Below are 11,883 nucleotides of genomic sequence, written 5' to 3' on the forward strand. Positions count from 1 at the left end.
TCAGAAAAACTGCAATGGGACCACAGCATGGCGAATTTTTTCGATGAGATGTATTCCAGTGATGCCACCGGCATACGAGAGCACTATCAAGAGTTCCAGACTTGGCTGACAGAGCAGCCCGCCACCATCATCGCCCGCAAGCAGGCTGAAGCCGACCTGATTTTTCGTCGTGTCGGTATCACGTTCGCCGTGTATGGCGACGATGCCGACAACGATGCGGGCACCGAACGGCTGATCCCGTTCGATATCATTCCGCGCATCATCACCGCTGCCGAATGGGCCCATCTCGAAACCGGGCTGGTGCAGCGTGTCAAAGCGCTCAACATGTTCCTGCACGATATTTATCACGACCAGAACATCATCAAGGCCGGCGTGATCCCGGCCGAGCAGATTTACAAGAACGCCCAGTACCGGCCGGAAATGCAGAACGTCTCGGTGGTCAACGACATCTATGCCCACATCGCCGGCGTCGACATCGTGCGCGCCGGAGCCGGTGAATTCTATGTGCTCGAAGATAACTTGCGGGTGCCGTCGGGCGTTTCGTACATGCTGGAAAACCGCAAGATGATGATGCGGCTGTTCCCTGATTTGTTCGTGCGCCACCAGATCGCTCCGGTGGCGCACTATCCCGACATGTTGCTCGATAACCTGCGCTCGGTGGCACCGGTCGGCGTGATTGATGCGACCGTGGTCGTGATGTCGCCGGGGATGTACAACTCGGCTTATTTTGAACATGCGTTCCTGGCCCAGCAAATGGGTGTCGAACTAGTCGAAGGCAAGGACATGTTCGTCGACGGGAATCTGGTCTACATGCGCACCACGCGTGGCCCGCAGCGGGTCGACGTGATCTATCGCCGCCTCGATGACGACTTCCTCGATCCGAAAGCCTTCCGGCCCGACTCGGCGCTGGGCGTACCGGGCTTGCTGGAAGCATATCGCGAAGGCGGCGTCACGCTGGCCAATGCAATCGGCACCGGCGTCGCCGACGACAAGTCGATCTATCCGTTTGTGCCGGAGATGGTGCGCTTCTACCTGAGCGAAGAACCCATCCTCAACAACGTACCGACCTTCCAGTGCAGAAAAAAAGAGGACCTCGCTTACACGCTGTCCCATCTGCCCGAACTGGTGGTCAAGGAAGTCCACGGTGCCGGCGGCTACGGCATGCTGGTCGGCCCGGCCGCCACGCAAGCCGAGATCGCCGATTTCCGCGCCCGCCTGATCGCCAAGCCCGAAGGCTATATTGCGCAACCTACACTGGCACTGTCGGCCTGCCCGACTTACGTCAATGCCGGTATCGCACCCCGCCACATCGACCTGCGCCCGTTCGTGCTGTCCGGAAAAACCGTCGCGATGGTTCCCGGCGGCCTCACCCGCGTCGCTCTCAAAGAGGGTTCCCTGGTAGTCAATTCCTCCCAGGGCGGCGGTACCAAAGACACCTGGATCCTGGAGAAATGACATGCTGAGCCGCACCGCTGACCACTTGTTCTGGATGGCCCGTTATACCGAACGCGCCGAAAATACCGCGCGCATGCTCGACGTCAATACCGAGACCGGCTTGCTGCCGCAATCGAAGGACGCCGCCATCCGCGGCTGGCGCGCGCTGCTCGAAATCTCCGAGTTGCAGGAATTGTTCGACGCCAAATATCCGAAGCTGACCCCCAAGGATGTGCTTGATTTCATGGTCAAGGACATGAGCAATCCGTCCTCGATCGCCTCCTGCCTGAAACGGGCGCGCGAAAACGCCCGCGCCGTGCGCGGAACGCTGACCACCGAAGTCTGGGAAACCCACAACGCCACCTGGCTGGAGTTGCAAGGCAAACTGCGTGACGGCGAACTGGAAGAAGATCCGATCAAGCTGTTCGAGTGGGTCAAATACCGCTCGCACCTGTCGCGCGGCGTCACCATCGGCACCACGCTCAAGGATGAAGCGTTCTACTTCATCCGCATCGGCACGTTCCTGGAACGGGCCGACAACACGGCCCGCATCCTCGATGTGAAATTCCATGGCACCGGCCCGAACCCGCCGCAGCCGCATGACCATCAGCTCGATTTTTACTACTGGGCCGCGCTGTTGCGCTCGGTCTCGGCGTTTGAAATCTACCGCAAGGTGTATCGCGACGTCATCACCCCGGCCCGCGTGGCCGAGTTGCTGATCCTGCGTGAAAACATGCCACGCTCGCTGCTGGCCTGCATGACCGAGCTGGTCAACAACCTGCACTATGTCGGGACCGATGCCTCGCGCGAAACCGAACGACTGGCCGGCATCCTCAAGGCCGAGTTGCAATATGGCCGGATTGCCGATATCCAGGCCGCTGGTCTGGACAACTATCTGACCGAATTCCTCGAACGGATCGGTGACCTCGGTGCCCGCGTCAGCAGCGACTTCCTGGTGCCGCTAGCCGCCTGAGCGAACAGGACTGACGGTGATTTCCCGCACAGGGAATCATCGTTAATTTTTATTTCCAAAAAGCAAATCCCCGCAACTTTCTGTAGAATCGTTTACTTGTTTTATTACAGGTACGATCCATGACTTATTGCGTTGCCATGCGTCTCGACGCAGGCCTGGTTTTCTTGTCCGACTCCCGCACCAACGCCGGAGTGGACCATGTCGGCACCTTCCGCAAGATGAGCGTGTTCGAGGTTCCCGGTGACCGGATGATGGTCATGCTGACCGCCGGCAACCTGGCCATTTCACAATCGGTGCGCCAACTCCTGTCGGACTTCAAGAACAAAGCGGGTCGCACGCTCTGGACTGCCACCTCGATGTACGAAGCCGCCCAGATCATCGGTGAGGCGATCCGCGCCGTGCATGAGCGCGATTGCCAGGCACTCGACAAATTCGGCATTTCATTCAACGCCAGCATGATCTTCGGCGGTCAGATCAAGGGCGAGCGCTGCCGGCTGTTCCAGATCTACAGCGCCGGCAATTTCATCGAGTCGCTCGATGACAGCGTCTACCTGCAGATTGGTGAATCGAAATACGGCAAGCCGATCATCGACCGCGTGGTCAGTCTCGACACCTCGCTTGACGAAGCGGCCAAGTGCGCCCTGATCTCGATGGATTCGACGCTGCGCTCGAACATCTCGGTCGGCCTGCCGCTCGACTTGCTGGTCTATGAAGCCGACCGACTGGCTGTCACCCGCTTCGTCACCATCGACGAAAAAAACCAGTACTTCCGCATGATCCGCGACAGCTGGGGCGAACAACTCAAACGCGTCTTCGACGGCATCGACGATCCGGTCTGGGACGCTGCGCCGGAAGTCGTAGGCAATGTGTTGAGCAACACCACCATGCGCAGCAAGCCGGTGCGGGTTGCCGCACCGGCGGGTCTGGCGGTGGGTGCGAGCGAGCCGTTGCAGGTTCTCGCGCAGGATGTGGGCAACAAGTTGCAACCGTAATTGCCGGTGAATTGGCGAGGGGATGCGGTGCATTCGGTGCAATAACCGAAGGGCATTGCACCGACCAAACCCACCCCGCGTAGGGTGCAATAACCGAAGGGCATTGCACCGACCAAACCCACCCCGCGTAGGGTGCAATAACCGAAGGGCATTGCACCGTCTAACCGTCCACCAGCTCCGCAATCAAGCCAACAATCTCCGCACCATACGTCTCCAGCTTCTTCTCGCCAACGCCGCTGACGCCACGCAAGTCATCAAGCGAACCCGGCCGCGCCTTGGCGATTTCGCGCATCGTCGCGTCATGGAAAATCACGTACGCCGGCACGTTGTGCTTGCGCGCGGTTTCGACCCGCCACCAGCGCAGCTTGTCGAAAATCACCTGGTCGAGTCCGCTCAATTCGTTCTCGACATACCCCTTCGGTGCCTTGCCGGAAGCGGCGCGTCGCGCCTTGACCGGCTTCTGGTATTCACGCAACTGAACCTGCTCGCCGCCACGCAAGACCGGCTTGGCGGCATCGGTCAGCTTGAGCGCGTTATACGACTCGTAATCGACAGCGACCAGACCCAGCGCAATCGACTGGCGCAAAATGGCGCGCCACTCGGCTTCGCTCAACGCAGAACCAATCCCGAACACGGATAGCTGGTCATGCCGCCATTGCTTGATCTTGTCGGACTCGATGCCACGCAACACATCAAGCACATGACCGGCACCGAAACGCTGATCCACCCGGTAGATGGCCGACAGCAACTTTTGTACCGGCACCGTGGCGTTGAACGAGACCGGCGGATTGAGACAGGTATCGCAGTTGCCGCAGGGCTCGGAATGCTGGCCAAAATACTCCAGCAAATGGCGGCGTCGGCAACCCAGCGTTTCACACAGACCCAGCATCGCGTCGAGCTTGACGCCGAGTACGCGCTTGAAAGTCTCGTCGGCTTCAGACTCATCGATCATGCGGCGCTGCTGCACGACATCCTGCAAACCGTAAGCCATCCACGCATTGGCGGGCTGGCCATCGCGGCCGCCACGACCAGTTTCCTGATAGTAGCCTTCAATACTTTTGGGCAGGTCGAGATGCGCAACAAAGCGCACATCGGGCTTGTCGATGCCCATGCCGAACGCAATCGTGGCCGTCATCACGATGCCTTCTTCGCGCAGGAAACGCGCCTGATTCTTGCTGCGTTCCTCGAACTTCATCCCGGCGTGGTACGGCAGCGCGCGGATGCCGCTGGCGTTGAGAAACTCGGCGGTTTCTTCGACTTTTTTGCGCGACAGGCAATACACGATGCCGGAGTCACCCATGTGTTCGGCCTGGATAAAATCGAGCAGCTGCTTGCGGCCGTTGGCCTTCTCGACGATCTGGTAACGGATGTTGGGACGATCGAACGACGAGATGAACATCCTGGCGGCATCAAGCTGCAGGCGATGGGCGATCTCGGTCCGGGTTTGCTGGTCGGCGGTGGCGGTCAGCGCGATGCGCGGCACGTCCGGAAAGCGTTCGTGCAGGATCGACAGCTTGATGTATTCAGGACGGAAATCATGCCCCCATTGCGACACGCAATGCGCTTCGTCGATCGCAAACAGCGCGATCTTCGAGGCCGACAGCAGGTCGAGGCAGCGCGGTGTCATCAGCCGTTCCGGCGCGACATAGACCAGATCGAGTTCGCCGGTCCGCACCATGCGCTCGATCCGCGAGGCTTCTTCGTAAGTCTGGGTCGAGTTCAGGAACGCAGCCCGCACGCCGACTTCGGCCAGCGCATCGACCTGATCCTGCATCAGGGCAATGAGCGGGGAAATCACGACACCCACACCCTCGCGCAGCAGCGACGGAATCTGATAACACAACGACTTGCCGCCGCCGGTCGGCATCAGCACCAGCGCATCGCCGCCTTGCGCGATCAGTTCGACAATCTCGGCTTGCTGGCCGCGGAAGGAGGAATAACCGAACACGGTTTCCAGCAAGTGCAATGCGCGTTCAGGGGTACTGGTGTCGGTCATTCCGTCTTCAAAAGTAGGTGTACTGGGGCGTGCATTCGGGCTTAGTCAGCCCAGACAACCAGGCCACTGTAGGCGGTTGCGAGGATCACGAAACCGAACACGATGCGATACCACGCAAAAATGGTGAAATCATGCGAACTGATGTAACGCAGCAACCAGCGCACGCAAAAGAAGGCCGAGACAAACGCCGCCAGTGTGCCGATACCGAACAGCGGTACGTCATCGACGGACAGCAGTGTACGGGCCTTGTACAGCGAATATACCGTCGCACCAAGCAGCGTCGGGATCGCCAGAAAAAACGAGAACTCGGTGGCCGCCTTGCGCGACAGCCCGAACAGCATGCCGCCGATAATAGTTGCACCCGACCGACTGGTACCCGGGATCAGCGCGAAGGCTTGTGCCACACCGACCTTGAGCGCATCAAGTGCCGTCATCTGGTCGACTGACTCGATGCGCGGCGGCATCGGGTTGCGCTTGTTGCGACGCTCGACCCACAGGATGATCAGACCACCGGCGATGAAAGCCAGCGCGACCGGTACCGGCGCAAATAGTTTGGCCTTGATGGCACTGCTGAAGATCAAGCCGAGGACGGCAGCAGGAATGAAAGCGATCACCAGATTAATGGCAAATTTCTGCGCGCCGCGATCGCTGAACAAGCCGGTACAGACATGCAGCAAGCGGGCCCGGTACTCCCAGACGATGGCCAGAATGGCACCAGCCTGAATGACAATCTCGAAGGTCTTGACTTTCTCGCCGGTGAAATCAAGCAGACTGCCTGCGAGGATCAGGTGGCCGGTCGACGAGATTGGCAGAAATTCCGTCAAACCTTCGACGATGCCCATGATCAGGGCTTTAAGTGCGAGAACAATATCCATGGGGGAAGTGGGCTTTGGCAACGATGGAAAATCCCCGCGGAATCCGTTTCCTGCGGGCTGAAAATACAGTGAACAACTTATTTTATCGCTGCGAAGGTTACCACGAGGACTGCGGCCTGCGTCGCGATACTAACCGGTATGAAAGTTGACCCGCCATAATGCAAATCTTCTGAAGCAAAAGAAACCAGCGGCATGTCCTGCAGGATATTCCCGGCCAGCGCGCCGGCAGCCAGCGCTACTTGACTGGCCAGCACCGGATCAATGCCATCGAGTGCGATGCGATCGATGCGGGGCTGCACCACCACAATCGACCGTTGCTGCGCATCGAGCTGCAGTGTTCCCGACAACACAAAATTGCCTTGCCAGACGCGTCGCGTAAAAGCCGGAGCGACGCGGGCGTCAAGCGTAACGCTGATCCGGTTGTCCTCGGGATACAGCGCCACACGCGGATTGCTCAAGCGGATATCGATCAAATCCATCGGCCGCTGGCTCAACGGAAACTTGCGCTCGGCGGCGCTTTGCAGGCGCGCCAGCGGAACGACCACGTCGCGCGGACCAGGCAGGCTGGCGCACGCGCCCAGCCCAAGCAGAAGGAATAGCAGGAAAGCGCTGCGCAGGCGGTGAAATGGCATGGGTTTCCTTTTTTTAATATTGAACGACGTCGGCAGGACTTCATGAGCAAACGCAAACCAGCCGCAACGACACCTTTATATAGTCCCAACAATGCGCGAGATTTTGCCACATCACGCATCCATGTAAGTCCCCCACCACAGAGAGGAATTCTTATGAAAGCCTACGGAGCTGAATTTTTTGGAACATTCTGGCTGGTACTCGGCGGCTGCGGCAGCGCGGTGCTGGCAGCGGCATTTCCCGGCCTGGGGATAGGTTTGCTCGGCGTCTCGCTGGCGTTCGGTCTGACCGTCCTGACGATGGCGTTTGCCATCGGCCACCTGTCCGGTTGTCATTTGAATCCTGCCGTGTCAATCGGCTTGTGGGCCAGCGGCCGTTTCCAGGGAGAGCAAGTCGTACCCTACATCGTCGCCCAGGTGCTGGGAGCGCTGGTCGGTGCCGGCGTGCTGTACCTGATTGCCAGCGGCAAGGCTGGCTTCGATGTCACGGCCGGATTCGCCTCGAATGGATATGGCGCGCAATCCCCGGGAGGCTATTCGCTACTGGCGGCTGCGCTCAGCGAAATCGTGATGACGATGATTTTCCTGATGGTGATACTGGGCAGTACCGATCGCCGTGCGCCGCCGGGATTCGCACCACTGGCCATCGGCCTGTGCCTGACGCTCATCCATCTGATCAGCATCCCGGTCACCAATACCTCGGTCAATCCGGCCCGCAGTACCGGGGTCGCGCTGTTTGCCGGCGGCCCCTACCTGATGCAGTTGTGGCTGTTCTGGGTGGCACCGATCATCGGCGCGTTGCTCGGGGCGCTGGCTTACCGGCTGCTGGCCGCCGAAACGACTAGTTCCGGACGTCCGGCTGCACCAGTATCCATGGCTTGACGATCACACTCCACAACGACGGATCAGTCTCGGTCCAGGTCGCGGCCAATGCGTCGCTGACCTTGCCGAGCAGACCGTCACCCATCCAGGCGGTGACGGCGGCGGTATCGTCCTGTGACATGCGTACCGCCACATCGATCAGGTCCAGCGACCCATCGACCGCCACCATCACGCCCGACGCAAAATGCGGCAGCAGTTCATGCCATTGCAGTCGGGCAGTTTCGCGATTGAGGCGGGCATGCACGATCTGGTAGGTATCAGGCTCGGTGGAGGGCTGGCGACCAGACGATGTGCTGGACGGATTGTCGGACTCAGTCATGGGATCTTCCGGGTTCAGTAGTGCGGTGGCGGTTCGTGACGGGGACGGCCCTCGCCGGTGGTCTCACCGGCATTCTGCACATGCCGCGCCAGCGCGGCGCACAGCACCTCCAGCTCGGCGATCTGCTTTTGCTGGCGCACCACCACATCGTTGAGTGCATCAACCAGATCTTCCTGGCGAGACAGTTTGATTTCAATATCGATCAGGCGGTCTTCAGTCATTGGGGGCGGTCAGAAAATTCATTTTGGCGCGGATTGTCTCATGGTCCGCCGACACCGTACCGACACCACGATGACGAATCGGCCATCCTTGACGCTGCGCGACCTCCGCCGTATATTGCATCCTTGTTACTGACTCATCAGTAAGTTAATTTCACTCCCGATCGATGATCCCCTGCCCCATCAAAAGCCCAACCCGCTGGACCCGCCGCAAGGAAGCCCGGCCACAAGAGCTGCTCGACGCGGCACTTGGCCTGTTCGTCGAACGCGGCTTTTCCGCGACCCGGCTCGATGATGTCGGCAAGCGCGCCGGCGTCTCCAAGGGCACGCTATACCTGTATTACGCCAGCAAGGAAGAGCTATTCAAGGCAGTCGTGCGTGAAAACGTCGTGCCCTTGCTGGGTGAAGCTGAAGCGATGATCCGCGACCATGCCGGCAGCAGTGCGCTGCTGTTGCGCCTGATCCTGCTGGGCTGGTGGGAGCGCATCGGCGAAACCCGCTTGTCAGGCATTACCAAGATGGTCATGGCCGAAGCCGGTAACTTTCCCGAGCTGGCACGGTTCTATAACGAAGAAGTCATCCTGCGCGGCAATGCCATGCTGGCGCAGGTACTGGAGCGCGGTATCGCCAGTGGCGAATTCCGCTCCTTCGATACCGCGCAGACCACCAGCATCATCGCTGCCCCGATCATGATGATGATGATGTGGAAGCACTCGTTCGGCAGTCCGTGGGCATTGCAATCGATCACGCCGCAAGCCTATTTGCACGGCGTCACCGATCTGCTGCTGCGCGGCTTGCTGCGCACCGATGACAGGCCGCAGGCGGGGGTGATTTGATAGAATGCGGCACCGAAAGCAGCAACGAATGCAGCTCATTGAAGGCCACACCGGCACTGGCCCCACCCTTTTACGCAGATAGACCACCCACATGAATATCGAACAAGCCCGTTTCAACATGATCGAACAGCAAATTCGCACCTGGGATGTGCTCGACCAGGATGTCCTGGACCTGCTGATGGTGGTCAAGCGCGAAGCGTTCGTGCCGGCTGCGTATGCTGCGCTGGCCTTCGTCGATACCGAAATCCCGCTGCCTTGCGGTCAATCAATGCTGATGCCGAAATTCGAGGCGCGCATGTTGCAGGAAGCCAGCCTCAAGAAACACGAAACCGTACTCGAAATCGGCACCGGCTCCGGCTACATGGCCGCCCTGCTGTCGCATCGTGCGCGCCATGTCACGACCATCGACATCGAAGCCGACTTGCAGGCACTGGCGCAGGACAATCTGCAACGCTACGGTATCGACAATGTCGACGTCCTCCTTGGCGATGGTGCCCGCGGCTGGGCCAGTGCGGCACCGTATGACGTCATCGTGATTTCCGGTTCGCTGCCGATTCTGCCGCAGGAGTTTCTGGCCCAGATCAAGATCGGCGGACGCATCCTGTGCGTGGTTGGCGATGCGCCGGCGATGACGGCGCAAGTCATCACGCGTGTCTCCGAGCTGGGTTACGACACGGTCAACCTGTTCGAGACCGTGATCAAACCGCTGCGCAATGCGTTCACGCCATCGCCGTTCAAGTTCTGAGGACTCCATCACCATGCACCATCTGACCGCTCCCGAATTGCACGCCTGGCTGGCCGATGCCAGCCGACCTGCGCCGCTCTTGCTCGATGTGCGCGAACCCTGGGAGTTCGAGACCTGCCATCTGGCCGGTGCGGTACCGATGCCGATGCGCAGCATTCCGGCACGGCTGGCCGAACTCGATGACGAAACACCCGTCGTCTGCATCTGCCATCACGGTTCACGCAGCATGCAGGTCGCCCATTTCCTCGAACAACAAGGTTTTACCGAAGTCACCAACCTGACTGGCGGCATGCATGCCTGGGCTGTCCAGGTTGATCCGGCGGTACCGACCTACTGATATTTGCTGTGCGCCTCGCTCTGTATCTACCCATCCTGCAACCTCGATTCCACCGGAGAATCCATGCGTTATTTCGTCATCGTCCCGCTGCTAGCCTGTGCCTTGCTGTCTGCTCCGGCACAAGCGACCGACCTGCTGCAGGTTTATCGTGATGCGCTGATCAACGATGCCGTCATCGCCAGTGCGCGCTCGGCACGCGAGGCCGGTCAGGAACGCAGCGTGCAGGGTCGCGCCGGACTGCTGCCCGTGCTGGGCATCGGTGGCAGTTACAACCGGATCAATGCCGAGGCCAGCGCCCGCAACATCGACTACAACGTCAATACCTATGCACTGACGCTGACCCAACCGTTGCTGCGGATGGCCAACTGGGAAACCTACCAGCAAGGCGTGTTATCGGTCGCCATCAGCGATGCGGTGTACGCCCAGGCGCAGCAAGACCTCATCGCGCGCGTCGCGCAAGCTTACTTTGACGTACTGGCTGCGCAGGATGTGCTGGCCTTTCTGAAAGCGCAGGAAGACGCAATCAGCGAACAACTGGCTTCGGCCAAACGCAACTTTGAAGTCGGCACCGCCACCATCACCGACAGCAACGAAGCGCAAGCCCGCTACGACCTTGCCATCGCTCAGCAGATCGCGGCGCAAAATGATCTCGACGTCAAAACCGCAGCACTGCAGCAGATCATCGGCAAGCCGACCGGCGTACTGGCCACCCTGCGCCCCGGTATCAAGCTGAGTCCGCCGGAACCGGCGCAGATCGATCCGTGGGTGCGAAGTGCCGAAGAACAAAATTTTGGCGTGATCGGCCAGCAACTGACGCTTGAAATTGCCCGTCGCGAAATCAGCCGCAGCCGTGCCGGTCATTTGCCGACGCTCGATCTGATCGCCAGTCGTGGCACCACCAACCAGAGCAGTCCCAGCCTGACCGCACAGAGCGGTTCGGTCACGTCCAGCACGATCGGCGTGCAATGGCAAATTCCGCTGTATTCCGGATTTGCCATCACCAGCAAGGTACGCGAATCAATTGCCCTCGAAGACAAGGCGCGCTCCGATCTCGAGAACTTCCGGCGCACGGCGGCACAAGCGGCGCGGCAATCCTACTTCGGTGTCAACAGCGGACTCGCGCAAGTCAGAGCCTACGAGGCAGCGGAAGTATCCAGCCTGTCGGCGCTCGAATCAAACCGGCTCGGCTATCAGGTCGGTGTGCGTATCAACATCGATGTCCTGAATGCCCAGCAACAGTTGTTTTCAACCCGGCAATTACTGGCCAAAGCCCGCTATGACACGCTGATTGCAGGCTTGCGTCTGAAAGCGGCGGCAGGAACGCTCAAGGAAGACGACCTGGCATTGGTGAACGGGTTGCTGCAGAACTGAATTGGCACCGTACCCACCGTACCAGACCGCTCACGTAGGGTGCAATAACCGCAGGGCATTGCACCGAATGCACTGTCTGCGATAGCTGATTCTGCATGCGCTCCGTCATGACCAAAATCGTAGGGTGCAATAACCGAAGGGCATTGCACCGAATGCACCTCCTGCGGCAACTGAAACTGTCGTAGCTCCGTCATGACCTAGCCGGGGGCGGCCCGGCAGCCGGTCACTTCTTTTTGCTTCGCTGTATGGACCGGGGACATGGGTAACACATGTACC

General features: G+C 59.6%; 13 protein-coding genes. 8 read left to right on the forward strand and 5 right to left on the reverse strand.

Features of this window, described 5'->3' with window-relative positions:
* Positions 1–27: 27 nt before the first annotated feature.
* The 3 genes from QN370_RS14655 (at position 28) to QN370_RS14665 (ending at position 3,399) form a co-directional block, all read left to right on the forward strand.
* Positions 28–1,455 carry a circularly permuted type 2 ATP-grasp protein gene (locus tag QN370_RS14655; RefSeq protein ID WP_322128717.1) on the forward strand — a complete coding sequence of 476 codons (1,428 nt, stop codon included), beginning with the start codon at positions 28–30 and terminating at the stop codon, positions 1,453–1,455.
* A gap of 1 nt (position 1,456) precedes the next feature.
* Entirely contained in the window at positions 1,457–2,407 is a 951-nt protein-coding gene (locus QN370_RS14660; RefSeq protein ID WP_322128718.1) for an alpha-E domain-containing protein, read from the forward strand.
* A gap of 119 nt (positions 2,408–2,526) precedes the next feature.
* Entirely contained in the window at positions 2,527–3,399 is an 873-nt protein-coding gene (locus tag QN370_RS14665) for a proteasome-type protease (protein ID WP_322128719.1), read from the forward strand.
* Between the two features lie 160 nt (positions 3,400–3,559).
* Here the strand turns inward: QN370_RS14665 and recQ are convergent, their stop codons facing one another.
* The 3 genes from recQ to QN370_RS14680 all read right to left on the reverse strand — a co-directional run bounded on the left by recQ (position 3,560) and on the right by QN370_RS14680 (position 6,902).
* Positions 3,560–5,395: a DNA helicase RecQ gene (gene recQ / locus QN370_RS14670; protein WP_322128720.1), complete on the reverse strand. Its 1,836-nt coding sequence runs from the start codon at positions 5,393–5,395 to the stop codon at positions 3,560–3,562.
* A gap of 41 nt (positions 5,396–5,436) precedes the next feature.
* The gene (locus tag QN370_RS14675; protein ID WP_322128721.1) at positions 5,437–6,270 is read right to left on the reverse strand and encodes an undecaprenyl-diphosphate phosphatase; all 834 of its coding nucleotides are present in this window, start codon (positions 6,268–6,270) and stop codon (positions 5,437–5,439) included.
* A gap of 77 nt (positions 6,271–6,347) precedes the next feature.
* On the reverse strand, positions 6,348–6,902 hold the full coding sequence (locus QN370_RS14680) for a DUF1439 domain-containing protein (RefSeq protein WP_322128722.1): 555 nt from the start codon (positions 6,900–6,902) through the stop codon (positions 6,348–6,350).
* A gap of 153 nt (positions 6,903–7,055) precedes the next feature.
* Between QN370_RS14680 and aqpZ the strand changes: the two genes are divergently transcribed.
* A complete protein-coding gene (gene aqpZ / locus QN370_RS14685) occupies positions 7,056–7,781 on the forward strand; it encodes an aquaporin Z (protein ID WP_322128723.1) in 726 nt (241 codons plus the stop codon).
* On the opposite strand, the gene QN370_RS14690 is transcribed toward aqpZ, so the two are convergent.
* Both QN370_RS14690 and QN370_RS14695 read right to left on the reverse strand, forming a co-directional pair.
* Positions 7,741–8,100 (reverse strand): DUF2288 domain-containing protein, encoded by a 360-nt coding sequence (locus QN370_RS14690; RefSeq protein ID WP_322128724.1) that lies wholly within the window; start codon positions 8,098–8,100, stop codon positions 7,741–7,743. The two genes, aqpZ and QN370_RS14690, sit on opposite strands and share 41 nt — an antisense overlap.
* A 14-nt stretch (positions 8,101–8,114) precedes the next feature.
* Positions 8,115–8,321: a SlyX family protein gene (locus tag QN370_RS14695; RefSeq protein WP_322128725.1), complete on the reverse strand. Its 207-nt coding sequence runs from the start codon at positions 8,319–8,321 to the stop codon at positions 8,115–8,117.
* A gap of 164 nt (positions 8,322–8,485) precedes the next feature.
* Between QN370_RS14695 and QN370_RS14700 the strand changes: the two genes are divergently transcribed.
* The 4 genes from QN370_RS14700 (at position 8,486) to QN370_RS14715 (ending at position 11,607) form a co-directional block, all read left to right on the forward strand.
* Positions 8,486–9,154: a TetR/AcrR family transcriptional regulator gene (locus QN370_RS14700; protein ID WP_322128726.1), complete on the forward strand. Its 669-nt coding sequence runs from the start codon at positions 8,486–8,488 to the stop codon at positions 9,152–9,154.
* 91 nt (positions 9,155–9,245) lie between these two features.
* Positions 9,246–9,899: a protein-L-isoaspartate O-methyltransferase gene (locus tag QN370_RS14705; protein ID WP_322128727.1), complete on the forward strand. Its 654-nt coding sequence runs from the start codon at positions 9,246–9,248 to the stop codon at positions 9,897–9,899.
* Positions 9,900–9,912: 13 nt separating this feature from the next.
* Positions 9,913–10,236, forward strand: coding sequence for a rhodanese-like domain-containing protein (locus tag QN370_RS14710; protein WP_322128728.1), 324 nt, complete (start codon positions 9,913–9,915; stop codon positions 10,234–10,236).
* 63 nt (positions 10,237–10,299) lie between these two features.
* On the forward strand, positions 10,300–11,607 hold the full coding sequence (locus QN370_RS14715) for a TolC family outer membrane protein (protein WP_322128729.1): 1,308 nt from the start codon (positions 10,300–10,302) through the stop codon (positions 11,605–11,607).
* Positions 11,608–11,883 lie beyond the last annotated feature (276 nt).

This window comes from Actimicrobium sp. CCI2.3 (assembly GCF_035019065.1).
GTDB lineage: Bacteria > Pseudomonadota > Gammaproteobacteria > Burkholderiales > Burkholderiaceae_D > Actimicrobium.

Coding starts and splice junctions, on each gene's coding strand:
- QN370_RS14655 (WP_322128717.1), top strand. CDS start 28: ATGGCGAATTTTTTCGATGAGATGTATTCCAGTGATGCCACCGGCATA.
- QN370_RS14660 (WP_322128718.1), top strand. CDS start 1,457: ATGCTGAGCCGCACCGCTGACCACTTGTTCTGGATGGCCCGTTATACC.
- QN370_RS14665 (WP_322128719.1), top strand. CDS start 2,527: ATGACTTATTGCGTTGCCATGCGTCTCGACGCAGGCCTGGTTTTCTTG.
- recQ (WP_322128720.1), bottom strand. CDS start 5,395: ATGACCGACACCAGTACCCCTGAACGCGCATTGCACTTGCTGGAAACC.
- QN370_RS14675 (WP_322128721.1), bottom strand. CDS start 6,270: ATGGATATTGTTCTCGCACTTAAAGCCCTGATCATGGGCATCGTCGAA.
- QN370_RS14680 (WP_322128722.1), bottom strand. CDS start 6,902: ATGCCATTTCACCGCCTGCGCAGCGCTTTCCTGCTATTCCTTCTGCTT.
- aqpZ (WP_322128723.1), top strand. CDS start 7,056: ATGAAAGCCTACGGAGCTGAATTTTTTGGAACATTCTGGCTGGTACTC.
- QN370_RS14690 (WP_322128724.1), bottom strand. CDS start 8,100: ATGACTGAGTCCGACAATCCGTCCAGCACATCGTCTGGTCGCCAGCCC.
- QN370_RS14695 (WP_322128725.1), bottom strand. CDS start 8,321: ATGACTGAAGACCGCCTGATCGATATTGAAATCAAACTGTCTCGCCAG.
- QN370_RS14700 (WP_322128726.1), top strand. CDS start 8,486: ATGATCCCCTGCCCCATCAAAAGCCCAACCCGCTGGACCCGCCGCAAG.
- QN370_RS14705 (WP_322128727.1), top strand. CDS start 9,246: ATGAATATCGAACAAGCCCGTTTCAACATGATCGAACAGCAAATTCGC.
- QN370_RS14710 (WP_322128728.1), top strand. CDS start 9,913: ATGCACCATCTGACCGCTCCCGAATTGCACGCCTGGCTGGCCGATGCC.
- QN370_RS14715 (WP_322128729.1), top strand. CDS start 10,300: ATGCGTTATTTCGTCATCGTCCCGCTGCTAGCCTGTGCCTTGCTGTCT.